23 protein-coding genes and 1 pseudogene are annotated in these 25880 nt (G+C 53.5%); 5 read left to right on the forward strand and 19 right to left on the reverse strand.

Going from position 1 to position 25880, the window contains the following annotated elements:
• Positions 1-7 precede the first annotated feature (7 nt).
• From trkH to pepQ, 3 genes are read right to left on the reverse strand one after another with little or no spacing between them, the layout of a single operon-like run.
• Entirely contained in the window at positions 8-1459 is a 1452-nt protein-coding gene (trkH, locus tag ACE15A_RS22440; protein WP_129382515.1) for a Trk system potassium transporter TrkH, read from the reverse strand.
• Between the two features lie 38 nt (positions 1460-1497).
• Complete coding sequence (locus tag ACE15A_RS22445; protein ID WP_053511012.1) at positions 1498-2112, reverse strand: IMPACT family protein; 615 nt, start codon at positions 2110-2112, stop codon at positions 1498-1500.
• Positions 2112-3443 (reverse strand): Xaa-Pro dipeptidase, encoded by a 1332-nt coding sequence (gene pepQ, locus ACE15A_RS22450; protein WP_064055821.1) that lies wholly within the window; start codon positions 3441-3443, stop codon positions 2112-2114. The genes ACE15A_RS22445 and pepQ overlap by 1 nt, the downstream gene beginning before the upstream one ends.
• Before the next feature lie 189 nt (positions 3444-3632).
• On the opposite strand from pepQ, the gene fadB reads away from it, so the two are divergent.
• Together fadB and fadA are read left to right on the forward strand one after the other, a co-directional pair.
• Positions 3633-5822 (forward strand): fatty acid oxidation complex subunit alpha FadB, encoded by a 2190-nt coding sequence (gene fadB / locus ACE15A_RS22455; protein WP_053511007.1) that lies wholly within the window; start codon positions 3633-3635, stop codon positions 5820-5822.
• 9 nt (positions 5823-5831) lie between these two features.
• A complete protein-coding gene (gene fadA / locus ACE15A_RS22460; protein ID WP_053511005.1) occupies positions 5832-6995 on the forward strand; it encodes an acetyl-CoA C-acyltransferase FadA in 1164 nt (387 codons plus the stop codon).
• A 135-nt stretch (positions 6996-7130) separates the two neighbouring features.
• On the opposite strand, the gene fre is transcribed toward fadA, so the two are convergent.
• Together fre and ubiD are read right to left on the reverse strand one after the other, a co-directional pair.
• Positions 7131-7832, reverse strand: coding sequence for an NAD(P)H-flavin reductase (gene fre / locus ACE15A_RS22465; protein WP_023247417.1), 702 nt, complete (start codon positions 7830-7832; stop codon positions 7131-7133).
• Between the two features lie 85 nt (positions 7833-7917).
• The gene (ubiD, locus tag ACE15A_RS22470; RefSeq protein ID WP_072158788.1) at positions 7918-9396 is read right to left on the reverse strand and encodes a 4-hydroxy-3-polyprenylbenzoate decarboxylase; all 1479 of its coding nucleotides are present in this window, start codon (positions 9394-9396) and stop codon (positions 7918-7920) included.
• 185 nt (positions 9397-9581) lie between these two features.
• Here ubiD and rfaH point away from each other — a divergent pair, with 185 nt between their 5' ends.
• Positions 9582-10070, forward strand: coding sequence for a transcription/translation regulatory transformer protein RfaH (gene rfaH / locus ACE15A_RS22475; RefSeq protein ID WP_053511002.1), 489 nt, complete (start codon positions 9582-9584; stop codon positions 10068-10070).
• Positions 10071-10077: 7 nt separating this feature from the next.
• Here the strand turns inward: rfaH and tatD are convergent, their stop codons facing one another.
• From tatD to udp, 9 genes are all read right to left on the reverse strand, one after another.
• Positions 10078-10860, reverse strand: coding sequence for a 3'-5' ssDNA/RNA exonuclease TatD (gene tatD / locus ACE15A_RS22480; RefSeq protein WP_053511000.1), 783 nt, complete (start codon positions 10858-10860; stop codon positions 10078-10080).
• Positions 10861-10901: 41 nt separating this feature from the next.
• Positions 10902-11681 carry a Sec-independent protein translocase subunit TatC gene (gene tatC, locus ACE15A_RS22485; RefSeq protein WP_023247414.1) on the reverse strand — a complete coding sequence of 260 codons (780 nt, stop codon included), beginning with the start codon at positions 11679-11681 and terminating at the stop codon, positions 10902-10904.
• 2 nt (positions 11682-11683) lie between these two features.
• Entirely contained in the window at positions 11684-12232 is a 549-nt protein-coding gene (gene tatB / locus ACE15A_RS22490) for a Sec-independent protein translocase protein TatB (RefSeq protein WP_023247413.1), read from the reverse strand.
• A 3-nt stretch (positions 12233-12235) separates the two neighbouring features.
• Positions 12236-12490: a Sec-independent protein translocase subunit TatA gene (tatA, locus tag ACE15A_RS22495; RefSeq protein ID WP_000508972.1), complete on the reverse strand. Its 255-nt coding sequence runs from the start codon at positions 12488-12490 to the stop codon at positions 12236-12238.
• Between the two features lie 204 nt (positions 12491-12694).
• Positions 12695-14335 carry a ubiquinone biosynthesis regulatory protein kinase UbiB gene (ubiB, locus tag ACE15A_RS22500; protein WP_000187557.1) on the reverse strand — a complete coding sequence of 547 codons (1641 nt, stop codon included), beginning with the start codon at positions 14333-14335 and terminating at the stop codon, positions 12695-12697.
• Positions 14332-14937: a ubiquinone biosynthesis protein UbiJ gene (gene ubiJ / locus ACE15A_RS22505; protein WP_023247411.1), complete on the reverse strand. Its 606-nt coding sequence runs from the start codon at positions 14935-14937 to the stop codon at positions 14332-14334. The genes ubiB and ubiJ overlap by 4 nt, the downstream gene beginning before the upstream one ends.
• A gap of 9 nt (positions 14938-14946) precedes the next feature.
• Positions 14947-15702, reverse strand: coding sequence for a bifunctional demethylmenaquinone methyltransferase/2-methoxy-6-polyprenyl-1,4-benzoquinol methylase UbiE (gene ubiE / locus ACE15A_RS22510; protein ID WP_000229009.1), 756 nt, complete (start codon positions 15700-15702; stop codon positions 14947-14949).
• Between the two features lie 95 nt (positions 15703-15797).
• Complete coding sequence (gene rmuC / locus ACE15A_RS22515) at positions 15798-17228, reverse strand: DNA recombination protein RmuC (RefSeq protein ID WP_023247410.1); 1431 nt, start codon at positions 17226-17228, stop codon at positions 15798-15800.
• Between the two features lie 140 nt (positions 17229-17368).
• Positions 17369-18130 (reverse strand): uridine phosphorylase, encoded by a 762-nt coding sequence (gene udp / locus ACE15A_RS22520; protein WP_023247409.1) that lies wholly within the window; start codon positions 18128-18130, stop codon positions 17369-17371.
• A gap of 258 nt (positions 18131-18388) precedes the next feature.
• Here udp and ACE15A_RS22525 point away from each other — a divergent pair, with 258 nt between their 5' ends.
• Complete coding sequence (locus tag ACE15A_RS22525) at positions 18389-19201, forward strand: dienelactone hydrolase family protein (RefSeq protein WP_053510998.1); 813 nt, start codon at positions 18389-18391, stop codon at positions 19199-19201.
• 79 nt (positions 19202-19280) lie between these two features.
• Here the strand turns inward: ACE15A_RS22525 and ACE15A_RS22530 are convergent.
• Positions 19281-19412: pseudogene (locus ACE15A_RS22530) on the reverse strand (SEC-C metal-binding domain-containing protein); the annotation flags it as partial.
• A gap of 215 nt (positions 19413-19627) precedes the next feature.
• On the reverse strand, positions 19628-21892 hold the full coding sequence (metE, locus tag ACE15A_RS22535; protein ID WP_053510996.1) for a 5-methyltetrahydropteroyltriglutamate--homocysteine S-methyltransferase: 2265 nt from the start codon (positions 21890-21892) through the stop codon (positions 19628-19630).
• A 248-nt stretch (positions 21893-22140) separates the two neighbouring features.
• On the opposite strand from metE, the gene metR reads away from it, so the two are divergent.
• Positions 22141-23094, forward strand: a complete 954-nt coding sequence (gene metR, locus ACE15A_RS22540) for an HTH-type transcriptional regulator MetR (protein WP_053510994.1) — start codon at positions 22141-22143, stop codon at positions 23092-23094.
• Here the strand turns inward: metR and ACE15A_RS22545 are convergent.
• From ACE15A_RS22545 to pldB, 3 genes are all read right to left on the reverse strand, one after another.
• Entirely contained in the window at positions 22982-23881 is a 900-nt protein-coding gene (locus ACE15A_RS22545) for a carboxylate/amino acid/amine transporter (protein WP_023247404.1), read from the reverse strand. The two genes, metR and ACE15A_RS22545, sit on opposite strands and share 113 nt — an antisense overlap.
• 80 nt (positions 23882-23961) lie before the next feature.
• Entirely contained in the window at positions 23962-24762 is an 801-nt protein-coding gene (gene yigL / locus ACE15A_RS22550; protein WP_023247403.1) for a sugar/pyridoxal phosphate phosphatase YigL, read from the reverse strand.
• A gap of 15 nt (positions 24763-24777) precedes the next feature.
• Positions 24778-25794: a lysophospholipase L2 gene (gene pldB / locus ACE15A_RS22555; protein ID WP_023247402.1), complete on the reverse strand. Its 1017-nt coding sequence runs from the start codon at positions 25792-25794 to the stop codon at positions 24778-24780.
• Positions 25795-25880: the final 86 nt, after the last annotated feature.

A 25880-nucleotide genomic window follows, 5' to 3' on the forward strand; every position in this document is an offset into this window, starting at 1 on the left:
TACTCCATTATTCACGCCAGAAAGTCGGGGTAAAAAGTACCAGCAAAGTGAATACTTCCAGACGACCAAATAGCATGTTGGCGATGAGTATCCATTTCGCAACCGGATTCATACTGGCGAAGTTATCAGCAACACCCCCCAGCCCCGGTCCCAGGTTATTAAGCGTAGCCACTACCGAGGCGAAAGCCGAGAAATCATCTACGCCTGTAGCGATAATGGCCAGCATACTGACAATAAATACCAGCGCGTAGGCAGAGAAGAATCCCCAGACGGCTTCCAGAATACGTTCTGGCAGCGCCCGGTTCCCCAACTTAATACTGTAAACGGCATTCGGATGCACCAGACGTTTGAGTTCGCGGTTCCCCTGTTTAAACAACAGCAGAATGCGGATAACCTTTAACCCCCCGCCCGTTGACCCGGCGCAACCGCCAATAAACGCAGAACATAGCAGCAAGACTGGCAAAAACAGCGGCCAACGCGCAATGCTGTCCGTGGTAAACCCTGCCGTTGTCGCCATCGACACAACCTGGAAGAACGCCTGATTTAGCGTTGTCAGCGCCGAGTCGTAGATATTATGGAACCACAGTACCAGCGTGCAGATCACCACCAACGTCAACTGTACGCCGATGAACATGCGGAATTCCGGATCGCGCCAGTATACTTTCAGGCTACGCCCACTTAATAAAGAGAAATGCAAACCATAGTTACAACCGGAGATCAGTAGGAAAATAGCGATGATGGTATTAATAGTGGGACTATCAAAATAGCCTACGCTGGCGTCATGCGTTGAGAAGCCGCCGATGGCGATAGTGGCGAAGCTGTGTCCGATAGCGTCAAACGCGGGCATCCCCGCAAACCATAGCGCCAGTGCGCAGGCTGCCGTTAGCAAGACATAGATAAGCCACAGCGTTTTCGCCGTCTCCGCAATACGCGGGCGCATTTTGTTATCTTTCAGCGGCCCCGGCATTTCCGCCCGATAGAGTTGCATCCCCCCGACGCCGAGGATAGGGAGAATCGCCACCGCCAGCACAATGATCCCCATGCCGCCAAACCATTGCAGCATCTGACGATAAAAAAGAATGGCGTGCGGTAATGAATCCAGCCCCACCAGCGTAGTGGCACCCGTGGTGGTTAACCCAGAGAACGATTCAAAAAAAGCATCGGTAATGGTGAGGTTAGGGCTTTCCGAGAAAATAAACGGCAGCGCACCCACGCTGCCCAGCACGGTCCAGAACAGCACCACGATAAGAAATCCTTCGCGGGATTTCAGCTCGCCCTTTTCCCTGCGGTTCGGCCACCACAGCATGGAACCGATCGCCAGCGCGACAAAAAAGGTCTGCGTGAACGCCCTTCCTGCGCCATCACGATATATTAGCGCTACCAGTCCCGGGAGAATCATTGTCCCCGAAAATAAGATAACCAGTAGTCCAACGATTCGGGTAATGGCGCGAAAATGCATCTCTGCCGCTTCCTTTATTCTTAACAATGAGGTGGGGATTATTCTTCAATCGCTAACAATTGCAATGAACCACGGCTAAAATCCGCCAGTTTTGTGGAAAATGCATCCACATGAGCAAAAGGAAGCGCCACCCTGAGCCGAACAGACGCCTGATAATCGCTGGAAACAATCTTCCCGGCAAACTGTCCTAATAATGCTTCGATTCCGGCCAACTGACCGTACTCACACTGCAAAGTATATTCGGTTAATGGCGTCTTGCGCTGTGTGGCAAGCTGACGTAATGCCTGATTCACACCGCCGCCATAGGCTTTTACCAGCCCGCCCGTACCCAGCAGAATACCACCATAGTAGCGCACGACGACGGCGGTAATCTCTCCGACGCCGCTGCCCATCAATTGCGCAAGCATCGGCTTGCCTGCCGTTCCCGCCGGTTCGCCGTCGTCTGAAAAGCCCAGTTGCTGTGAGTCGTCCGGCGCACCCGCCACCCACGCCACGCAATGGTGACGCGCATCAGGATGCTCAGCTCTGACTGACTCCACAAACGCTTTCGCCGCGTCTACGCCATCGGTATGCGCCAATAGCGTAATAAAGCGGCTTTTTTTGATCTCTTCAACAACGGTGACCGGCGCTGCAGGGATTAACCAACTGTCCATTACGCCAGTTTTAAATCCCGCGTCATGTTTTCCACGCCGTTTTCGTGGATGACCACGTTATCTTCAATGCGAATACCGCCGAAAGGCTTGAACGCTTCAATTTTCTGCCAGTTGAAGTGCTTGCTGAACGGCCCTTCGCGCCACGGCGCTAACAACGATTCGATAAAGTAAATCCCCGGCTCGATGGTCAACACCATTCGCGGCTGTAACACACGCGTGCAGCGCAGATACGGGTATTTGGACGGCGCGGCGAGATGCGTACCGGAATCATCCTGCATAAACCCGGCTACATCGTGTACCTGCAGACCCAACGGATGACCAATACCGTGCGGCATAAACGGCCCGGTGAGATCATTTTCCACCATCGCCTCTTCACTCATATCGGTAATGATTTGATGTTTACGCAGCAGCGTCGCGATGCGCTGATGGAACTGAATATGATAATCCACATAGCTGACGCCCGCCTTCATGGTAGCGATCAGCGCCAACTGTTCGTCGTTAACATCTTTCACTAGGTGGGCGTAGTCGTTATCGCTTTTCGCTGACCAGGTCCGCGTCAGATCCGCCGCGTAGCCGTTGTATTCCGCGCCCGCATCCAGCAGGAAGCTGCGCATTTCAGACGGCGCCTGATGATCCAGTTTAGTGTAATGCAGCACGGCGGCATGTTCGTTCAGCGCCACAATGTTGCTGTACGGAACATCGGTATCGCGATGACCCGTGGCGGTCAGGTAGGCCAGGTTGATGTCAAACTCGCTCATGCCGGAACGGAAGGCCTCTTCCGCCGCGCGATGGCCGCTCACCGCCATTTTCTGCGCTTCGCGCATACAGGCCAGTTCATAATCCGTTTTATAGGCGCGGTAGTAATGCAGATAGTCGATGACACCTTTCGGGTTGATGTTGTTAGCAGCGATATCCAATTGTAGCGCGCGCTCAGGAACCGGGCCGATATAGCCGATATTGCCACGCGCGGCAGGCAGTTGGCTGCCGATGCCATCCGCTTTCGGTAAGGCGACGACCTCGACTTCTTCCGTCCAGAAGGACGTTGGCAGCGGTTCAACGTTATGCCAGTAATCGACCGGCAGATAAAACCACAATTTGGGTTTGTTGACGCCATCAACCAGCAGCCAGCAATTTGGAACCTGCGTTACCGGCACCCACGCTTTAAACTGCGGATTGACCTTAAACGGATAAGGGTGATCGTCGAGAAAGACGTTGAATAGCTCGCCGGAGTGAATAAGTAACGCATCCAGCTTAAAGCGCGCCAGAACATCGCGCGTCCGTTCTTGTAAGGTAACAATATGATTTTTATAGAGCGCGGCCAGTGATTCCATTTTTTACCCTTCTGTTTTTTTGACCTCAAGTCCCCGCATCTTAGCACATCGCTCCACGAGAGCGTGATCTCTGCCGAGCGTGATCACATCGGCATTTCTTTAATCATTTATTTGCATTTTTTTAACACAAAATACACACTTCGCTTCATCTGGTACGACCAGATCACCTTGTGGATTCAGGAGACTGACATGCTTTATAAAGGCGACACCCTGTACCTCGACTGGCTGGAAGATGGCATCGCCGAACTGGTGTTCGATGCTCCAGGCTCGGTCAATAAACTCGACACCGCAACCGTCGCCAGCCTCGGCCAGGCGCTTGAGGTGCTGGAAAAGCAACACGATTTAAAAGGGCTACTGCTGCGCTCTAATAAAGCGGCCTTTATTGTCGGCGCGGACATCACCGAATTTCTTTCACTGTTCCTCGTACCCGAAGAGCAGTTAAGCCAATGGCTGCATTTCGCTAACAGCGTCTTTAACCGTCTGGAAGATTTACCCGTACCGACCCTTGCCGCCGTAAACGGCTATGCGCTGGGCGGCGGGTGCGAATGCGTGCTGGCGACCGATTACCGTCTGGCGACGCCAGACCTCCGTATCGGTCTGCCGGAAACCAAACTGGGCATCATGCCTGGCTTCGGCGGCTCCGTTCGTTTGCCGCGTATGCTGGGCGCGGACAGCGCGCTGGAGATTATCGCGGCAGGTAAAGATGTCGGTGCTGAGCACGCGCTGAAAATCGGCCTTGTGGACGGCGTGGTCAAACAAGAGAAGCTAATTGAAGGCGCGATAGCGGTCTTACGCCAGGCCATTGCTGGCGACCTTGACTGGAAAGCCAAGCGCCAGCCGAAGCTGGAGCCGTTGAAACTCAGTAAGATTGAAGCGGCGATGAGCTTTACCATCGCTAAAAGCATGGTCGCACAAACGGCGGGTAAACATTATCCGGCGCCGATGACCGCAGTGAAAACCATTGAAGCCGCCGCGCGTTTTGGTCGTGAAGAAGCGCTGAATCTGGAAAATAAAAGCTTTGTTCCGCTGGCGCATACCAATGAGGCTCGCGCGCTGGTCGGTATCTTCCTCAACGATCAATATGTAAAAGGTAAATCCAAAAAGCTGACCAAAGATATTGAGACGCCGAAACAGGCAGCCGTACTGGGCGCGGGCATTATGGGCGGCGGTATCGCTTACCAGTCGGCCTGGAAAGGCGTACCGGTCATTATGAAAGATATCAACGATAAATCGTTGACTCTCGGCATGACCGAAGCGGCCAAGCTGCTGAACAAACAGCTGGAGCGCGGCAAGATCGACGGTCTGAAGCTGGCGGGCGTCATTTCAACCATCCACCCGACTCTCGATTATACCGGTTTCGATCGCGTAGATGTTGTTGTCGAAGCGGTGGTTGAAAATCCGAAAGTGAAAAAAGCGGTACTGGTGGAAACGGAAGAAAAAGTACGCCCGGAAACCGTGCTGGCCTCGAATACCTCCACCATTCCGATCGGTGAACTGGCAAGCGTCCTGAAACGTCCTGAAAACTTCTGCGGAATGCACTTCTTTAACCCGGTACACCGGATGCCGCTGGTTGAAATTATTCGCGGTGAGAAGAGTTCAGACGAAACCATTGCCAAAGTCGTCGCCTGGGCAAACAAAATGGGCAAGACGCCGATTGTGGTCAACGACTGCCCCGGCTTCTTTGTTAACCGCGTGCTATTCCCCTATTTCGCCGGTTTCAGTCAACTACTGCGTGACGGCGCGGATTTCCGCAACGTCGATAAAGTGATGGAAAAACAGTTCGGCTGGCCGATGGGCCCAGCCTATCTGCTGGATGTTGTCGGTATTGATACCGCGCATCACGCACAGGCGGTAATGGCGGCAGGCTTCCCGCAACGGATGCATAAAGAGTATCGCGATGCGATCGACGCGCTGTTTGACGCCAGCCGTTTTGGGCAAAAAAACGGTCTGGGCTTCTGGCGCTATAAAGAAGACAGCAAGGGTAAGCCGAAGAAAGAAGAAGATGCCGCTGTGGATGACCTGCTGGCAAGCGTCAGCCAGCCGAAACGCGATTTCAGCGACGACGAGATTATCGCCCGCATGATGATCCCGATGATTAACGAAGTGGTTCGCTGTCTGGAAGAAGGCATTATCGCAAGCCCGGCGGAAGCCGATATGGCGCTGGTCTACGGCCTGGGCTTCCCTCCGTTCCACGGCGGCGCGTTCCGCTGGCTGGATACACAGGGCAGCGCGAAATATCTTGATATGGCGCAGCAGTATCAACACCTCGGCCCGCTGTATGAGGTGCCGGAAGGGCTGCGTAATAAAGCGCGCCATAACGAACCGTATTATCCCCCGGTTGAACCAGCCCGTCCGGTTGGTTCTCTGAAAACGGCTTAAGGAGTCACAATGGAACAGGTTGTCATTGTCGATGCTATTCGCACCCCGATGGGCCGTTCGAAAGGCGGCGCGTTTCGCAACGTGCGGGCAGAAGATCTCTCCGCCCACTTAATGCGTAGCCTGCTGGCGCGTAATCCGGCGCTGGAAGCGGCGACTCTCGATGATATTTACTGGGGCTGCGTACAACAAACGCTGGAACAAGGCTTCAACATTGCCCGTAACGCCGCGCTGCTGGCAGAAATTCCCCATTCGGTACCGGCGGTCACCGTCAACCGTCTGTGTGGCTCCTCGATGCAGGCGTTACACGATGCAGCGCGAATGATCATGACCGGCGACGCACAGGTTTGTCTGGTAGGCGGCGTGGAGCATATGGGGCATGTGCCAATGAGCCATGGCGTCGATTTTCATCCGGGTCTGAGCCGCAACGTCGCCAAAGCGGCAGGGATGATGGGGCTGACGGCGGAAATGCTCTCCCGCCTGCATGGTATCAGCCGGGAAATGCAGGACCAGTTCGCCGCGCGTTCTCACGCCCGCGCCTGGGCCGCCACCCAATCTGGCGCATTCAAAACGGAGATTATCCCGACTGGCGGTCATGATGCCGATGGCGTACTGAAGCAGTTTAATTACGATGAAGTGATCCGCCCGGAAACCACGGTCGAAGCGCTATCAACGCTGCGTCCGGCATTTGACCCTGTCAGTGGTACGGTTACGGCGGGCACCTCATCCGCGCTTTCCGATGGCGCAGCCGCCATGCTGGTAATGAGCGAAAGTCGCGCCCGTGAGTTGGGCCTGAAACCTCGCGCCCGTATTCGCTCAATGGCAGTGGTAGGTTGTGATCCGTCAATTATGGGTTACGGGCCGGTGCCGGCGTCAAAACGGGCGTTGAAAAAAGCAGGACTATCGGCCAGCGATATCGATGTATTTGAGATGAACGAAGCATTTGCCGCGCAGATCCTGCCATGCATTAAAGATCTGGGACTAATGGAGCAGATAGACGAGAAGATCAACCTCAACGGCGGCGCGATCGCGCTTGGTCATCCGCTCGGCTGCTCCGGAGCACGTATCAGCACTACGCTTATCAACCTGATGGAGCGTAAAGACGCGCAGTTTGGTCTGGCGACGATGTGTATTGGCCTGGGTCAGGGCATCGCCACGGTGTTTGAGCGGGTTTAATTATTTCAGCCCGGGCACCCGATAAAACATGCCGGATGACGACGCTGGCGCGTCTTATCCGGCCTACAACGTATCGTTTCCACGAGAAAATTTAGTTGCCGTTCTTCCCGCCTGTCAGGGGCGGGTTTTTTGCTTTTAAATGAATGCGAATGCATCGCCAAACAGACGATCTTCCCGCGCGTTACGCTCGTTACAGAACAGATCGCGGGCGATTTTCGCCATCTCAAAACGTCCGGCAATATAAATATCGTGCCCTGCCAGCGTACCGTGATCCTGCAATACTGCTGTAAGTACCGTTCCTGTACGTCCACGCCAGCCCTCTTCCGGCTGCTCGACAACAGGTTCAATACGCAAATTCGGATGGTTAACAGAGAGCGCTTCCAGCTCAGAGAGATCATAGAGGTGCTTTTCTTCGCGACCGCCCCAGTAAATGGTAACATCGCGGGCCGGGTTGCGCGCCAACGCCGTCAACAGGATGGAGCGCACATAAGAAAAGCCCGTACCGCCCGCGATCAGAATCAACGGACGATCTTCATCATCACGTAGCCAGGCGTCGCCATGCGGAATATCGACGACGATTTCCCGGTCTTTCAGAATCCGATCCATGACCGCCATCGCATACAAATTGAGCTCGGAAGCGCCAATGTGTAATTCAATAAACCCTTTCTCGTCCGGCGTTGAGGCCATCGAAAACGGGCGTTTATCACGCTCGTCCATTACGACCATCAAATACTGACCAGCGCGGAATGAAAACGCCGCGTCCGGCACTAAACGAACCCGATATACGGTATCGGTGATAGCTTCTACCGAGGTCACTTTACAGCTTAAGGTTGTCATGCGCTCCCTCTGTCGGGTGTCGGGTCAATACCGACATTTTTCAAGCCGCATCGCCGCTGCCTGAAATGTCGGTGTCCGCTTTCAGTTATTTAAAGATAGCCAGCTCATCCCAAATCGCATCAATACGCGCGGTAACTTCAGGATCTTTAACAATAGGACGACCCCACTCGCGTTGGGTTTCGCCCGGCCATTTGTTTGTGGCATCCAGCCCCATTTTTGAACCCAGCCCGGAGACCGGCGAGGCAAAATCCAGGTAATCAATCGGCGTATTTTCAACCAGCACCGTATCCCGCGCAGGGTCCATACGGGTGGTAATCGCCCAAATCACATCATTCCAGTCGCGTGCGTTAACGTCATCATCGCAAACGATAACAAATTTCGTATACATAAACTGGCGCAAAAACGACCAAACTCCCATCATGACGCGTTTCGCATGACCAGCGTACTGCTTTTTCATCGTCACTACCGCCAGGCGATAGGAACACCCTTCCGGCGGCAGATAAAAGTCGACGATTTCCGGAAATTGTTTTTGCAGAATAGGCACGAAAACTTCATTGAGCGCCACCCCTAATACCGCTGGCTCATCGGGCGGACGTCCGGTATAGGTGGAGTGATAGATGGCATCCTCACGTTGCGTAATATGCGTAACAGTAAAGACCGGGAAGTTATCCACTTCATTATAATAGCCCGTATGATCGCCATAGGGTCCCTCCGGCGCCATCTCTCCCGGCTCAATGTAACCTTCAAGAATAATCTCGGCGCTGGCAGGCACTTCCTGATCGTTAGAAAGGCATTTAACCACTTCAGTTTTCGTGCCGCGCAGCAAGCCCGCAAAGGCATATTCCGACAGAGTATCAGGAACGGGAGTCACGGCGCCAAGAATTGTCGCCGGATCGGCGCCTAATGCGACGGAGACCGGGAAACGTTCGCCCGGACGCGCGGCTAACCACTCCTGAAAATCCAACGCGCCGCCGCGATGGGACAGCCAGCGCATAATCAGCTTATTTTTACCTATCAACTGCTGACGATAAATGCCCAGGTTTTGCCGTTCTTTGTGCGGGCCGCGCGTTACCGTCAGTCCCCAGGTAATCAGCGGCGCGGCGTCGTCCGGCCAACAGGTCATGATAGGGAGGCGCGTTAAATCGACATCATCGCCAGAAGCGATTTTCTGCTGACAAGGCGCGCCGCGTAACCGTTTCGTTGGCATGTTCAGCACTTGCTTAAACTGCGGCAGCTTGTCAAACAGATCGCGAAAACCTTTCGGCGGCTCAGGTTCTTTCAGAAACGCTAATAATTTACCCACTTCCCGTAATGCGGAAACATCATCCTGCCCCATGCCCATCGCCACGCGCTTTGGCGTGCCAAAAAGGTTGCACAGCACCGGCATTGAGTAACCTTTAGGATTTTCAAACAGCAACGCAGGCCCACCGGCACGCAGCGTGCGGTCAGCGATTTCCGTGATTTCCAGATGAGGATCCACAGGTATTGTGATGCGTTTTAGTTCCCCCTGCAGCTCAAGTAGCGTCAGGAAGTCGCGTAAATCGTGATATTTCATGGCGTCCATAGTAGCCTCTTGGTAAGCGCATCATTATACGGCGTTCATCATCGGGATGCTGTAGTTTTGTTAAATTAGCGTGAACTCTGGCAACCAACGCAAACCCAGATGCGGCTTGAAGGATGAAGTGTATAATTAACTTCGCGCATGGCTTTTGCTATGCTTGCGCCCCGAACAAGCGGATAAGAGTCATTATGCAATCCTGGTATTTACTGTACTGCAAACGCGGGCAACTTCATCGTGCCCAGGAACACCTCGAAAGACAGGCGGTAAGCTGCCTGACGCCGATGATCACCCTGGAAAAAATGGTGCGCGGAAAACGTACCTCCGTCAGCGAGCCGCTCTTTCCTAATTATCTGTTCGTTGAATTCGATCCGGAAGTGATACATACCACTACGATCAACGCCACGCGCGGCGTCAGCCATTTTGTGCGCTTTGGCGCGCATCCTGCGATCGTGCCCTCCAGCGTTATTCATCAGCTTTCTATCTACAAGCCCGAAGGGGTTGTCGATCCTGAAACCCCCTATCCCGGCGATAGCGTCATCATCACGGAAGGCGCATTTGAAGGGCTGAAAGCGATTTTTACCGAACCGGATGGCGAAACGCGTTCGATGTTACTGCTTAATTTACTCAATAAAGAAGTGAAGCAGAGCGTAAAAAACACCGGTTTTCGCAAGATTTAGCGATCGTTCAGAATACGACCTCAAATAAGGTTCTGGCGTTGGCATCTGTCATCGCCGCTAACCATTGCGGATCTTCACCACGCCATAGCGCGATGCGCTCCAGGATGTGAGGCAGATAAGCGGGCTCGTTGCGTCGTGACGTCGGTTTCGGCGTAAGATCGCGAGGCAACAGATACGGCGCGTCGGTTTCTATCAGTAGCTTTTCCGCTGGAATAAACGGTAATAGTTCACGTAGCTCAAGCCCGCGTCGTTCGTCGCAAACCCACCCGGTAATACCGATATAGATTCCTCTGTCCACACAGGCCTGCATTTGCTGGCGTGAACCGGTAAAGCAGTGCAGTATTGCGCCGGGAAGACTATCCAGCCAGGGATCAAGCAATGCCAGAAATCGCTCATGCGCGTCCCGGCAGTGCATAAAGATTGGCATCTGTAATTCGGCGGCAATTTGTAGCTGCGCCTGAAAGGCACGCTCCTGCTCCTGCGGCGTGGAAAAATTGCGATTGAAATCCAGCCCACACTCACCGATAGCGACGACTTCCGGCTGGTTCGCCAGCGCAATAATGGTGTCTTCAGACGCGGATGACCACTGGCTGCTGTCATGGGGATGGACGCCTGCCGTCGACCAACAATGAGGGTAGCACCGCGCCAATTTTAACGCCTGCTGACTTTCATGGATGTTCGTTCCGGTCAGTAGCATACCTTTTACTCCCGCCGCAAACGCACGGGCGACCACATCATCACGATCTTTTGCAAACTGGCTGCTGGTTAAATTAACGCCAATATCAAACATGCTTGCCCCCATATGACAACCGCCCTGGCGGGCGGTTGTACTTAGTCTTCAGTATGCGCGGCCTTTTCGGTCTCGGCCTCGTTATCTTCGTCGCGCGTCCGTCGCTTACCGACATAAAAGCGTGAGCAGAAAACGCCAATTTCAAACAGGCAGTACATCGGTATCGCCAGCAACGTTTGCGAGAAAACATCCGGCGGCGTAAGCAGCATTCCCACAATGAATGCCCCGACCAAGATATAAGGTCGTTTTTTACGCAAATCTTCCGGCGTGGTGATGCCCATCCAGCATAGCAACACTATCGCCACCGGCACTTCAAAGGCTACGCCAAAGGCCATAAATAGCGCCATGACAAAGCTAAGATAGCTGGCGATATCCGTCGAAACCTGTACCCCTTCCGGCGCCGTATGCGTCAGGAAACCAAAGGCCAAAGGGAATACGACAAAATAGGCGAAGGCCATACCAATGTAGAAAAGCAGCGAGCTGGATACCAGCAACGGTACGACCAGGCGGCGCTCATGCTTATACAGCGCCGGGGCGATAAAGGCCCAAACCTGGTACAAAATGACAGGCGCGGATAAGATCAAAGACACCATGAAGGTGAGTTTGATAGGCGTAAAAAACGGCGACGCCACATCCGTCGCAATCATTGTCGCCCCTTGCGGCATCTGTTTAATCAGCGGTGCGGCGACTAAATGATAAATATCATTGGCGAAATAAACTAACGCCAGAAAAATCAGAAGTACTGCGACGATGCAGTTTAGCAGGCGCTTACGCAACTCAATCAGATGCGTGATAAGCGGTTGAGTATCTTCTACAGCCATGTTTACGGTTTATCACTCGACGAGGGGGAAGATTCGACAACAGGCGCAGCGGATTTCTTCTCGGCGTCTATCGTGGCTACGGAGGCGGTTTCCGTCGACTCAGGCACGTTAGCTTTAACGGGCTCCGGCTTTTGTTCCGGCGCGCTCACCTGTGTTTCAGCGGCGGCAGGGGTGACGCCCTCATGCTGCGTTTCGTTCCCTTTTACCACCGGATTATGGATGGTATGCGCTTCATCGCTCGCTTGTTCGGGATCGTTAGCGCTGTAGGTGCGTTTCATCGACTCTGCGGCCTGACGCAGTTCATCCATAGATGCTTTCAGTTCGGGAGTCAGATTTTCCAGGCTCGCCTTTTCGACTTTTTTCAGACTGTCCTGGAACTCCTGAAGTTTCAGTTCCTGAGTCAGTTCATTCTGAACCGTTGTCGCAAGGGACCGCAACGCGCGAATCCAGCCCGCTACCGTTTTTACCGCTACTGGCAATCGTTGCGGCCCCAACACAATGAGGCCGATAACGAACACTAACAGCAGTTCGCTAAAACCGATATCAAACACGGATTATACCTGCTCTTTATCTTGGCTTTTAGCGTCTTCCTTTTTCGCTTCGCCTTGCTTATCCGCGATAGATTTAGCGGTAAAATCAGCGTCCTGACTGGTTTTATCCTGTTTGGCATCATCATCGCTCATGGCCTTTTTAAAGCCTTTGATAGACGCGCCAAGATCGGAACCGATGGAACCGAGTTTTTTGGTGCCGAACAGCAGTACGACGATGACGGCAACAATCAACAACTGCCAAATACTGATACCACCCATACATGTTCCTCTGTGATAGATGATGAATTATTAGGGCCGCATTATACACATTATCCTTCGCGCTGCCTCTTTGTTAGCCGCTTTCGCCCGCCCTATTCACATACTTTTACATACGACCGGGACGACATTGACTTGCGGCCTGAGAACTGCCTCGAGTGATAATATGTACCTGCGTGACACAACCGGCGTTGAGCGATAAAAATCTCAACGAGTTTTACGCCAGCCAACCAGCCAGACAACTACGCCGCCGACCATGAGCCAGCCAGGCATCAATCCCCATTCAGGACGGTTGACGAGTAAAAATGACCCGCTCAGTAACAGCGTTGCGCCAATTCCCAATAAATAACGAGACTGACTTTGACGCACATGGTTTACCTGTAACTCGCGCGCAATCTTATCAACACTGTGCTGTAAATATTTGCCCTGGCGCAAACTGTCGTACACCAGTTCAGGTATTTCTGGCATTTTTTCGACCCAGAACGGCGCTTTTTCTTTAAGAGCCCGCGTGAGAGCCGGAATACCCACCTGATCTTTGATCCATGACTCAAGAAACGGCTTCGCCGTTTTCCACAAATCAAGCTGAGGATAAAGTTGCCGCCCAACCCCTTCAACATACAATAATGTTTTCTGCAACAACACCAGTTGCGGCTGGACTTCCATATTAAATCGACGTGCTGTATTGAAAAGGTTTAACAACACATGACCAAACGAGATTTCCGCGAGCGGCTTTTCAAAGATAGGTTCACAGACAGTGCGGATGGCAAACTCAAAATCTTCAACGTTGGTATCTGGTGGAACCCAGCCTGAATCGACATGCAGCTCCGCCACCTTTCGGTAATCGCGATTAAAGAACGCGATAAAGTTTTCTGCCAGATAGCGCTTATCTTCTTTGTTTAGCGACCCGACGATACCGCAATCAATGCCAATATATTGCGGATTTTCAGGGTGTTCATAGCTGACAAAAATATTTCCCGGATGCATGTCCGCATGGAAAAAGCTATCGCGGAAAACCTGGGTGAAGAAAACTTTGACCCCGCGTTCCGCAAGCAGTTTCATGTTGGTGCCGTTCTTTTCCAGCGCCGCCACATCCGAAACCGGAATGCCGTATATCCGCTCCATCACCATCATGTTCTGGCTACAGTAATCGGAGTACACCTCCGGGATATACAGCATGGGACTATTTTCAAAATTGCGCCGTAGCTGAATCGCGTTGGCCGATTCCCGCAGCAGATTCAGCTCATCGATCAGCGTTTTCTCATACTCACGCACCACTTCCGTCGGGCGCAGACGACGCCCATCCGGCAACAGGCGTGGCACCCAACGGGCAAGGCGATAAATCAATTTCAGGTCTGCCTGAATTACCGGCAAAATATCCGGGCGAATGACTTTAATGACTACGTCTTTACCGTTTGATTTCAATCGCGCGGTATGTACCTGGGCGATTGACGCCGACGCTAAAGGCTGGATATCAAAGTCGTCAAACCAGGCTTCGACAGGTAATCCCCCCATCGCTTCTTCAATCTGGGCTTTCGCCAGCCGACCATCGAATGGCGCGACTTTATCCTGGAGCAACGCGAGCTGATCGGCGATTTGCGGCGGGAACAGGTCACGGCGCGTGGAGAGCATCTGACCAAATTTGATCCAGACCGGCCCCAGCTCTTGCAACGCCAGTCTTAATCGTTCACCCAGCAATTTATCTTTATGCCGGTTTGGCATCCAGAACAGCGAATAGCGCCATAACCGGAGTGGCAGTGTAAGACGCATTCGGGGAATGAGTTCATCAAGGCCGTAGCTTAAAAAGGTGCGGATGATGAAATATAGGCGCCGTACTTCACCTGGCGTCATTTGGCCTCCAGTTTTTCCAGCCGTGTGGTCAGAGCCTCTACGGCGCGCTCAACAGCCGCGGTTTCTTCTGCAAACCATGCGACTTCCAGCGGGCCAGGCGCCATACGCCACTCTTCAGTGATCGCTTCAGCGGCATAACGCTGCTGGCGCTGAAACCCGTGGCGCAGGAATTTAGCCCCGCCACGCAGGACCTTACCGATACTTTCCGCCGCAATATCGCCAGTGTATGGCGCCAACAGCTCCGCAGGATCGAATTCGGCGAGATCGGCGAGCGCCACAAAATTTTGCACGACCTGAATATCGCCCTGCACTTCCAGTTCGCCGCTGCGAATCAGCGCGGCCAACTGCTGACGATCGCGTAGTTTTGGCAAAACGCCAGCTTGTGTGATTACCGTACAGTCCGCTTCGCCTTCCCATGCCCCCAGCACATCAACCTGGCGTTCGCTGAATACCAGGACTAATGGCGTCGAAAATCCCTTGAGCTCCACACGCAGTACTTTTCCCTGTAAGCGCGTTCTGGCTGATTTCAGCGCTGGCGAACGATACAGAAACGTATTGAGGAGACCTTCAATTCCTGCGGTCACTAAGGGTTTAAAAGGCATTCCACCCTCCTAGAATTTATAACCACGGTGCAATGCCACAACGCCCGCCGTCAGATTGTAATAATCCACGCTCTCAAATCCGGCATCCTGCATCATGGCTTTTAAGGTATCCTGATCGGGATGCATACGGATGGATTCCGCGAGATACCGATAGCTATCCGCATCGTTCGCGACCATCGAGCCAATACGCGGTAAAATATGGAAAGAATAGGCGTCATACGCTTTACTCAGCGGCTCAATGATAGGCTTAGAAAATTCAAGCACCAGTAAACGTCCGCCGGGTTTCAACACACGGAACATTGACCGCAGAGCTTTTTCTTTTTCCGTTACATTGCGCAAACCAAACGAAATGGTAATGCAATCAAACGTATTGTCAGGGAAAGGCAGTGCTTCGGCATTCGCCTGCACATACTCTACGTTGCCGATCACGCCGATATTACGCAGCTTCTCACGTCCCATTTTGAGCATAGAATCATTAATATCCGCCAGGATAACTTTGCCAGTTTCCCCGACCATACGTGAAAATTTCGCGGTAAGATCGCCCGTACCGCCCGCTAAATCGAGAACGGTTTGTCCACGACGCACGCCACTGCAATCAATGGTGAAGCGCTTCCACAAACGATGAATGCCAAATGACATTAAGTCATTCATCACATCGTACTTTGACGCCACAGAATGAAAAACGTGGGCCACCATGTCAGCTTTCTGCTCTTTAGCGACGGTCTGAAAGCCAAAGTGCGTCGTTTCTTGTGAATCTTCCACCATCTCAGTGCCTGCTTATCGATAAAAATGTTCAAGAAGTGTAACAGATTGGGCCAATTTGCCCTACTCTGCGCCAGGACTAAACTACTCCGTATGGGTTAACTTAACTGCTGCTTCACCCGTTCATCATTGGGATAATGTTCGTCTTGTCGCCCTTCAGGAATCGATCGTAAACGATATTCTTCATCTTGCGTAACGGCCTGTTCCGCTAAATCCGGATTAATCTCGCGTTTGATTTCCACGCCTAACCCCCGGAAGGCCTCCGCCTGCGCCAAAACGTTGCCACGCCCCGACGCGAGTTTTTTCATCGCCTGGCGGTAGTTATCCTGCGCTTTATCCAGACTCTGGCCGATCGCTGACATATCATCAACGAACAACCGCATTTTATCGTAGAGCTTACTGGCTCTGTCCGCGATGTGCTGCGCATTGCGGCTCTGGTGTTCATAGCGCCACAGGTTGGCGATTGTCCGTAATGCCACCAGTAGCGTCGTGGGACTTACCAGCATAATGTTATTTTTCAGCGCCTCGGTTATCAGTTCGGGCTGTTTATCTAACGCCAGCAGGAAAGCGGGTTCTACGGGGATAAACATCAGAACATAGTCCAGCGAGCGGAGCCCGGGAAGCTGCTGATAGTCTTTACGCCCCAGTAAGCGAATGTGATTGCGCACCGAGGCGATGTGCTCCTGTAAAGCAGCCTCGCGCGTATAGTCATCTTCAGCATTAAAGTAACGCTCATAGGCGACTAACGTCATTTTAGCGTCGATGACGACATCTTTGCCCTGCGGCAAGCGGACGATGACATCCGGCTGCATCCGCGAGCGCGCATCGTTCTCAATACTGACCTGGGTTTCGTATTCGTAGCCTTCACGCAGTCCGGATGCCTCCAGTACCCGCGCCAGCACAACTTCGCCCCAGTTTCCCTGCGCCTTATTGTCCCCTTTCAGGGCGCGCGTCAGGTTGATTGCTTCCTGCGCCATCTGCGCATTAAGCTGCTGCAAGTTACGAATTTCGTGCGCCAGCGTATGCCGCTCCTGCGCTTCTTTGCCAAAACTCTCCTGAACCTGACGGCGAAAACCGTCCAGTTGCTCACGCAGCGGCGTCAGCAGGCTATTCAGGCTTTGTCGGTTTTGTTCGTCTACACGACGATTACTGTGTTCAAAGATACGGTTCGCCAGATTTTCAAACTGTTCGCTTAAACGCTGTTCGCTGTTGATCATCTGACGGATTTTGTCTTCCGCGTGTTGCTGAGTCGCTTCCAGACGGGTCGTGACTTCACGTAGATCGGCTTCCAGAGAGGTATTAATACTGTGCAGGCTACGCAGTTCGTTATTAAGTAACTCGCATTCGCTACGCCAGTGCGCTTCTTGCGCTAATTGCTGCCGGGCTGCGCTCAGTTCGATATCCAGCTCCCGCCGTTCTTCGATAAGCTCGGCGCGGATTTGATCGGCGTGCGCTTTCGTCGCCAGCCAGCCAATAACCGCCCCAGCCGCCAGCGCCACGACGGCACTTATCATAAGAGTAATATCCACAACGCCTCCCCCTGGAACCACACAGTCCTGCACAAAATAGAATTGTGCTGTATAAACGTCCAGTTTAAAAGGAATTTCCTGCGAGGCGCCACGCAAAAAGAAAAGGCCGAACACGTCGGCCTTTGCAAAAGAGAGGGGAATTACAGCAGACGACGGGCCGCTTCCACGACGATTTTCACCGCGTGGCTTTCAGTTTGTTTCATCGTTTCCGCATTCGGAATCTCTTGTTGGGTACGGTTGACGATAACCCCCGCCACCATACCTGCGCGTAAACCCTGGCTTGCACACATGGTTAACAGCGTAGCGGATTCCATTTCGTAGTTCATCACGCCCATCGCCTGCCACTCTTCCATAGAACCTTTGAAGCGACGAACAACGCGACCAGAATAGGTGTCGTAACGTTCCTGACCCGGATAGAAAGTGTCGGAAGAGGCGGTTACGCCAACGTGAGTCGTGGCACCAATCGATTTCGCAGCTTCAACCAGCGCAGTGGTGCAGGAAAAGTCGGCAACGGCCGGGAATTCCATCGGCGCAAAATGCAGGCTCGCCCCATCCAGACGAACGGATGCGGTCGTTACCAAAACGTCGCCGACATTGATGTGCGGCTGAATCGCCCCCGTGGTGCCGATACGCAAGAAAGTACGAATACCCAGTTGCGCCAGTTCTTCCACGGCAATAGAGGTAGACGGACCGCCGATACCAGTAGAGCAAACGATAACTGCCTTGCCATCCAGCTCAGCGCGCCAGGAGGTGAACTCGCGGTGTGATGCCAGCTTAACCGGCTTATCCATCAGCGCGGCGATCTTTTCCACACGCTCAGGATCGCCAGGGACGATGGCGAGCTGGGCCCCTTGTAAATCGTTTTTGGTGAGGCCGAGATGAAAAACATCAGACTTGGACATATAAAACTCCTCTGTGAATCGGGTTTGTCAGAAGAAGCAAAGAGACACTTTACCTAAGACATAAAGATATTTTCGTGACAGCAATCACTATGGCGTAAAACAATTGCATTCAATTACCATTAAAAAGTGATGTGCATCACAATAAATAATCAATATCGCCAGGCATTGCACAAAAGATAGCCGCTTTAAGGCAATGTGGTTTGTTACACACTGTCTATAGTTAAGATTGCGCTATTTTTTAAGGGTACGGAGAATACCATGACAACGACACATCCATCCGGCTTTGCACCTGCAGCCTCCCCGCTTGCCCCTACGATGATTCATACCCCTGATGAGGCCATTAGCGCGGGGGTAACGTCAATTCCCTCTCAGGGCGACGACATGCCAGCCTATTACGCCAAACCAAAAGCGAACAACAGTGCGCTGCCTGTGGTCATTGTGGTGCAGGAAATTTTTGGCGTACACGAACACATTCGCGATATTTGCCGACGGCTGGCGCTGGAAGGCTATCTCGCCATCGCGCCGGAACTCTATTTCCGCGAAGGCGACCCCAATGATTTCGCCGATATACCCACATTATTGAGCGGGCTGGTGGGTAAGGTACCGGATTCGCAAGTCCTTGCTGACCTGGATCACGTCGCCAGTTGGGCCTCGCGCAACGGCGGGGATGCGCATCGGCTGATGATCACCGGTTTTTGTTGGGGAGGCCGGATAACCTGGCTGTACGCCGCGCACAATCCACAGTTAAAAGCGGCGGTAGCGTGGTACGGCAAGCTAGTGGGCGACACGTCGCTCAACTCGCCGAAGCATCCCGTTGACATTGCCACCGATCTTAACGCGCCGGTACTGGGTTTATACGGCGGGCAGGATACCAGTATTCCACAGGAGAGCGTGGAAACCATGCGTCAGGCGCTACGCGCCGCTAACGCGAAGGCGGAAATCGTGGTCTATCCCGATGCAGGGCACGCATTTAATGCCGACTATCGTCCGGGCTACCACGAAGCCTCAGCAAAAGACGGCTGGCAAAGAATGCTGGAATGGTTCGCGCAGTACGGTGGGAAAAAAGGCTAACAACAGCGCATTACGATGTTTGTTGGGTCTACGATGCCGGAGTCGGTGTAGGCTCAACAACGCGTCATAACCACGTTAGCTATGCTTTACCGCAGCATTTTTTATATTTTTTGCCGCTGCCGCAGGGACAGGGGTCGTTGCGGCTGACGACGCTCCCATTTTTACGCGCGTCCTGCGCCAGCCAGCGCATGAGCGACGCCATCGGATAGACCGCCACAATACTTTCCAATGACGCTATCCACCTGGTGATCATTCATACGTCGGATCTTTTTATTATCATGATCGCCAAGTAGCCAGATCAGAAAATAAAAAAAGAAATGAGAAGAACGGTAAACAGTGACAACAGTTGGTCAGGTAAAGCGCAGGCGCTACCCGTCAAAGGGTAGCGCCGCCTTGATGCCGGATAAACGCAGCGGCCAGGCTGGATTATTTCGCCTGACGCAGATTGTGTGCCGCTTTGACCATGTTCGCTAACGCCGCGCGGGTTTCCGGCCAACCGCGAGTTTTCAGACCGCAGTCCGGATTCACCCACAGGCGTTGTGCCGGAATACGCTGTGCCGCTTTCTTCAGCAAGGCTTCGATCCATTCGACGCTCGGCACGTTCGGCGAATGAATATCATACACGCCCGGCCCGATTTCGTTCGGATAATCGAACGCTTCAAACGACTCCAGCAACTCCATATCGGAACGCGAGGTTTCGATGGTGATCACGTCCGCATCCAGCGCCGCAATGGAGTCCATGATGTCATTAAACTCGCAGTAGCACATATGGGTGTGAATCTGGGTGTCGTCTTTCGCTACCGCCGCGTTGATGCGAAAGGCTTCTACGCCCCATTCCAGATAGGCGTCCCAGTCGCTGCGACGCAATGGTAAACCTTCGCGTAGCGCCGGCTCGTCGATCTGAATAATCCCGATCCCCGCAGCCTCCAGATCCGCTACTTCATCACGCAGCGCCAGCGCAATCTGTTTCGCAATCGTTTCGCGGGTCACGTCTTCGCGGGGAAACGACCAGCAAAGAATAGTCACCGGGCCGGTCAGCATCCCTTTTACCGGCTTGTCGGTCAGCGACTGGGCATATTTTGCCCACTCCACGGTAATCGGCGCCGGACGACTGATATCGCCGATTACCACCGGCGGCTTCACGCAGCGGGAACCATAGCTTTGCACCCAACCATTCTGGGTAAAGACGAAGCCGTCCAGGTGCTCGCCAAAATATTCCACCATGTCGTTACGCTCGGCTTCGCCGTGTACCAGCACGTCCAGCCCTAAACGTTCCTGCTCAATGATCGCCTGCTTGATATGTTCAGCGATGCCGGTGCGGTAGTTATTCGCGTCGAGGTTGCCCTTTTTGAAGTCCAGGCGCAGACCGCGAATCTCCGTGGTTTGCGGGAACGAACCGATAGTCGTCGTCGGCCAGGCGGGAAGCTTAAAACGGGCGCGTTGCGCTTCAGCACGCACCTCATAAGGATTCTCACGCTGGCTATCCTGCGCGGTGATCGCCGCCAGGCGTTTTTCTACCCCGACATTATGGACGCGGGTTGAGTGGCGACGAGCCTGAATCGGCGCGCTCCACTCGGTAATCGCCGATATGTCACCGCTGTTCAGCGCATCACGCAGCAACGCCAGTTCACCGCATTTTTGCAGCGCAAAGGCAAACCAGCTTTTTACTTCCGCATCCAGACGCGTTTCGACGCTGAGATCGATCGGACTGTGCAGCAAAGAGCAGGAGGATGCTACCCACAGCGCGCGTTTGCCCACAATGTCGTTAATCTGCGCGTGTTTCTCGGTCAAATCGGCGCGCCAGACATTACGCCCGTTAATCAAGCCCGCAGAGAGCAGCCAGTCGGCCGGCAGACGTTGATGCAGTTCCGATACATCATCTTTGCCATGAATGAGGTCAACATGTAGCCCCTGTACCGGCAGCGCGATAATAGTATTAAGGTTTGGCGTCACGCCTTCAAAATAGGTTGTCAGCAACAGCTTCACCTGGCCGGCGAGCGCGTCGTAAGCCAGTTTGAAGGCATCCAGCCACGCCTGCGGCAGTTCCAGTACCAGCGCTGGTTCGTCAATTTGTACCCACTCGATACCACGCTTTGCCAGCTCAGCCAGCACTTGCTGATACACCGGCAAAATGTCTTTCAGCAACGTCAGGCGGTCAAACGGCTCGCCTTTCACTTTGCCCAGCCATAGATACGTGACAGGCCCCAGCAATACGGGTTTGATCTTATGACCCAGCGCCAGCGCTTCATCCACTTCCTCCAGCAATTGTGTCCAGGTGAGTCTGAACTGCTGGCCTTTGCTGAATTCCGGCACCATGTAGTGATAGTTAGTATTAAACCATTTGGTCATTTCCGCTGCCGCCGCCGGTTCGCCAGTCGGCGCGCGACCGCGGCCAATGCGGAATAGAGTGTCAATGTCCACGGAACCGTCGTTGTTCTGATGACGAGCCGGCACATTGCCTAACAGCAGGCTGGTGGTCAGAACATGGTCGTACCAGGCAAAGTCGCCTACCGGCAGCAGATCAATACCCGCTTGTTTCTGCTGCTCCCAGTGACGCGCGCGCAGTTCGCGCCCAACCGCCAGCAGTTCTTCACGGGTAGCGTTCCCCGCCCAGTAGCTCTCTTGCGCTTTTTTCAGCTCGCGACGCAGGCCAACGCGAGGAAAACCGAGGGTGTGAGTCAATATTGTCATTTTACTTCCTCTCTTATTTTATTGAATCTGAAAGTAAAACTCTAAATAGTTCGGCTTGCAGGAAGGCGGCGACACAGCGCATCCCCAGGAGCTTACTGAAGTAAGTGACTGGGGTAAGCAAGGAAGCCAACGCATCTGCAAGTCGAAATATGACGAGTTTTGGACGTCTGGATGTTTACACATCCATAATGTAAAGGTACTGTATATTCCTCAAGCGCAATTTGTTCATGGCGAAGTGAAGGACTTTCATGATCGAGATTAAACACCTGAAAACACTCCAGGCATTGCGGAATAGTGGATCGCTGGCTGCCGCGGCGGCGGTGCTACACCAGACCCAATCCGCTCTGTCTCACCAGTTCAGCGATCTGGAACAACGCCTTGGCTTCCGCCTGTTCGTGCGTAAAAGCCAGCCGCTGCGCTTTACGCCGCAGGGAGAGATTCTGCTGCAACTGGCAAACCAGGTGCTACCGCAAATCAGCCGTGCGCTACAGGCATGCAACGAACCGCAGCAAACTCGTCTGCGCATCGCTATTGAATGTCATAGCTGTATTCAGTGGTTGACCCCGGCGCTGGAAAACTTCCGTGCAAACTGGCCGCAGGTAGAAATGGATTTCAAATCCGGCGTCACTTTTGATCCACAACCAGCCTTGCAACAAGGCGAGCTGGATTTGGTGATGACGTCGGATATTTTGCCGCGCAGCGGGCTGCACTATTCGCCGATGTTCGATTTTGAAGTCCGACTGGTGCTGGCACCCGACCATCCGCTGGCCAGCAAAACGCAGATTACGCCGGAAGATTTAGCCAGCGAAACGCTGTTAATTTACCCGGTGCAGCGCAGCCGACTGGATGTCTGGCGACATTTCCTGCAACCGGCGGGTATCAGTCCGCCGCTGAAAAGCGTGGATAATACGCTATTGCTGATTCAGATGGTGGCAGCCAGGATGGGGATTGCCGCCCTGCCGCACTGGGTGGTGGAAAGTGTTGAGCGCCAGGGTTTGGTGGTGACCAAAACCCTGGGCGATGGTCTGTGGAGCCGTCTGTATGCCGCCGTGCGCGACGGCGACCAGCGCCAGGCGGTGACCGAGGCGTTTATTCGCTCGACGCGGAATCACGCCTGCGATCATCTGCCGTTTGTGCGGAGCGCGGAGCGACCCATTTTCGATGCACCCACAGCGAAGCCAGGATCACAGCCGCGCCTGTAATAAAACTTGGCCAGTGGGGCTGCTGATGCCAAATTGCGAGATTAACCAGCAGTCCTGCGGGAACATGCATATTATTCATAATACCCAGCGTCCCGGCGTCCACCTGGGTAGCGCCATAGTTCCACATAAAGTAGCCAATGCCGGACGCCACCACGCCGAGAAACACCAGAATGCTCCATTGCAGCGTGGTTTCCGGCAACTGTTGCGCGTTCCCCAACAGCGACCATGCCACCGCCGCCACCAAAAACGCCCCCAGATAGAACCACGCAAAGGCGTTGTGCTGCGGCATGGGGCGGGTCTCCATCAGACGTTTATACCCCACCATTCCGATAGCGAAACTGATATTAGAAAGCTGCACCAGGAGCAAACCTACCCAAAAATGGTCGGTCACACGATCGTAGCGAATAATCCCGGCACCAATCACCGCCAGCAACGCGCTAAATGCATAGCCCCAGCGTAAACGACGCTGACTCATCACATCGTAAATCAGCGTGATATAGAGCGGCGTCAGAACGGTAAACAGCAGCAGTTCGGATACGGTCAGGTAGAGGTAGGCATGGAAGCTCAACATATACATGATGCCAAGCTGCATCGCCCCCACCAGCATATACAGGCTGATGGTTTTTAGGTTGTGCCCGCGAGTACGCAAAAACGGCAGAAAAACGAGCGCCGCCAGCCCAACGCGTATGAGCACCGCGAAATAGCTATCGACATGCCCGGCAAGATACTCGCCAAATAGACTAAAGGAGAAAGCCCACAGGATAGTGGTAATGATAAGTAGCGCCACAATGGATGTCTCTTAAAACAGGGAACACCCATTGTAGCGGAGAGCGAAGTTGACAACTGGTCAACTAACAAACAATCACGTCAGCGTAAGAAGAGTTCGCGTAGGTAATGCGGCACGGCGTTATCAGCGTTGATGCCGATCACCTCAAGTTCGGGATACAGGTCTTTCAGACGCTGGTGCGCATTGCCCATGATGCAGCCTTTACCCGCCATTGTGAGCATTTCAGCGTCGTTCATCCCGTCGCCAAAAGCGATACACTCTTTCAGGCTGTACCCCATCGCATGAGCGACCGCTTCCAGCGCATGACCTTTCGACACTCCGCCCGCCATCACTTCCAGACAGGTCAGCGTGGAGAAGCTCACGTTTACCCGATCACCCCAGCGCGCGTTAATCGCCTGCTCCAGCGGCAACAACTTTTCATGGGTATCGCTGGTGAAAAACACTTTGCTGACGCCCTCCGGCTCCAGCAGCGCAGGCTCAAACAGCGAGTAGTTAAATACCGCCTCTTTGAAAAAACGCATTTCATCCGGGCGATGACGGTTCATAAACCATTCGTCGTCGCGATAAACGTTGGTGACGATGTCCGGGTTCGCATTCACCACCCCGAACAGGTCGCTGGCAATGTCGCGATCCAGATTATGCGTAAAAACCAAATTCCCGTCGGTATCGTGCACTCGCGCACCGTTGGAGGTGATCATGTAAGACTTGATTTCAAGATTATCGCGGATTTGCCCTACATCGACATGATGACGACCAGTGGCAAAGACAAAATGGATACCGCGTGCGGTCAACAGCTTCAGAGTCTCTTTGGCATAAGGGGACAACGTATGGTCGGGGGAGAGCAGCGTGCCATCTAAATCAGACGCAACAACCTGATACATAATAAAATTTAACCTCTAAGCAAAGCGATTTCCGCTGGATAAATTAGGCTTGTTGAAAAATCCAACAATGGCGTTAAGCGCGACTGAGCGCATGGCGTCCTTTTCAAAAAGGATCTCATGGTACGCGCCTTTGATAACCAGCGGTTTTCCCCCTTCACAAGGGTGCCCCGCCGCGGCGCGAATTTCACAAAAACGATCGTGGGTGCGGTTATCCACTACCCGCTCTTCTTCCGCCTGAATCAGTAGCGTAGGCGTCGCGTCATCGCTCGCCCCCGCCAGTACCTGCTCACCCGCCAGAATGCCTTCGCGCACCCAATGCCAGGTGGGGCCGCCGACGCGCAGTTGCGGCTCGTCGGCATAAAATCGTAAGTTGCGCTGATAACGCTGGCGGCTGTGGGTCAGCGCATTCATCCCAAACGGTAACGCCCGCCACTGACCGGTACCAATGGCGTAATCTTCACGGATGCGCTGGTGCCCTTCGGCCCAGTCGAGAATATGGCGCACCATGAAGGAAGGCAAGCGTATCACAATACCAAACATCGGCGCGGTGAGCGCAATAGCGTCGCACCGCACACGATGGCGTTGCAGGAACAAGGTGGCTATCGCACCCCCCATTGAGTGCGCAAGAATATAACGCTTACGCCACGGCCCCGGCTCAATTTCCTGTTGCCAGAACGCCGCTAAGTCCTCAACATAATCGTTAAAATGATCAACATGGCCCCGATGCGGGTCCGATAACATTCGCCCGGAGCGCCCTTGCCCACGGTGGTCGATGATGAAGATATCAAAACCGAGATGAAAGAGATCGTACGCCAGTTCAGCGTATTTTACGTAACTCTCAATGCGGCCAGGACAAATGATGATCGTCCGATCGTTGGAATCGGTCCGAAAACGGACAAAACGTACCGGAATGTTGCCCACGCCGATAAACTCCGCCTCTTCCCGCTGACGCCAGAAATCAGTCAACGGCCCCATAGCAAAAGCAGCGAACGCATTTTCTCTTGTTTCCCAGTCCTTTTGCTGCTGAAACATCGGGTATCCGGCCTCATTTACCAGGTAAAATCGTTTTTTGCGTCGTGTCTGACACAACACAGCGGCAGTAGCGTATTGTGGCACAA

The sequence above is a fragment of the Salmonella sp. HY31 genome (assembly GCF_042604575.1).
In the GTDB taxonomy this organism is placed as follows: Bacteria; Pseudomonadota; Gammaproteobacteria; order Enterobacterales; family Enterobacteriaceae; genus Salmonella; species Salmonella diarizonae.

Bases quoted from the DNA above. Each gene is read 5' to 3' on its own strand.
- ubiJ (WP_023247411.1), bottom strand. From the start codon at position 14,937: ATGCCTTTTAAACCCTTAGTGACCGCAGGAATTGAAGGTCTCCTCAAT.
- ACE15A_RS22445 (WP_053511012.1), bottom strand. From the start codon at position 2,112: ATGGACAGTTGGTTAATCCCTGCAGCGCCGGTCACCGTTGTTGAAGAG.
- metR (WP_053510994.1), top strand. From the start codon at position 22,141: ATGATCGAGATTAAACACCTGAAAACACTCCAGGCATTGCGGAATAGT.
- ubiE (WP_000229009.1), bottom strand. From the start codon at position 15,702: ATGGTGGAAGATTCACAAGAAACGACGCACTTTGGCTTTCAGACCGTC.
- ubiD (WP_072158788.1), bottom strand. From the start codon at position 9,396: ATGGACGCCATGAAATATCACGATTTACGCGACTTCCTGACGCTACTT.
- ubiB (WP_000187557.1), bottom strand. From the start codon at position 14,335: ATGACGCCAGGTGAAGTACGGCGCCTATATTTCATCATCCGCACCTTT.
- ACE15A_RS22525 (WP_053510998.1), top strand. From the start codon at position 18,389: ATGACAACGACACATCCATCCGGCTTTGCACCTGCAGCCTCCCCGCTT.
- udp (WP_023247409.1), bottom strand. From the start codon at position 18,130: ATGTCCAAGTCTGATGTTTTTCATCTCGGCCTCACCAAAAACGATTTA.
- rfaH (WP_053511002.1), top strand. From the start codon at position 9,582: ATGCAATCCTGGTATTTACTGTACTGCAAACGCGGGCAACTTCATCGT.
- tatD (WP_053511000.1), bottom strand. From the start codon at position 10,860: ATGTTTGATATTGGCGTTAATTTAACCAGCAGCCAGTTTGCAAAAGAT.
- metE (WP_053510996.1), bottom strand. From the start codon at position 21,892: ATGACAATATTGACTCACACCCTCGGTTTTCCTCGCGTTGGCCTGCGT.
- fre (WP_023247417.1), bottom strand. From the start codon at position 7,832: ATGACAACCTTAAGCTGTAAAGTGACCTCGGTAGAAGCTATCACCGAT.
- yigL (WP_023247403.1), bottom strand. From the start codon at position 24,762: ATGTATCAGGTTGTTGCGTCTGATTTAGATGGCACGCTGCTCTCCCCC.
- pldB (WP_023247402.1), bottom strand. From the start codon at position 25,794: ATGTTTCAGCAGCAAAAGGACTGGGAAACAAGAGAAAATGCGTTCGCT.
- pepQ (WP_064055821.1), bottom strand. From the start codon at position 3,443: ATGGAATCACTGGCCGCGCTCTATAAAAATCATATTGTTACCTTACAA.
- fadB (WP_053511007.1), top strand. From the start codon at position 3,633: ATGCTTTATAAAGGCGACACCCTGTACCTCGACTGGCTGGAAGATGGC.
- fadA (WP_053511005.1), top strand. From the start codon at position 5,832: ATGGAACAGGTTGTCATTGTCGATGCTATTCGCACCCCGATGGGCCGT.
- tatA (WP_000508972.1), bottom strand. From the start codon at position 12,490: ATGGGTGGTATCAGTATTTGGCAGTTGTTGATTGTTGCCGTCATCGTC.
- trkH (WP_129382515.1), bottom strand. From the start codon at position 1,459: ATGCATTTTCGCGCCATTACCCGAATCGTTGGACTACTGGTTATCTTA.
- tatC (WP_023247414.1), bottom strand. From the start codon at position 11,681: ATGGCTGTAGAAGATACTCAACCGCTTATCACGCATCTGATTGAGTTG.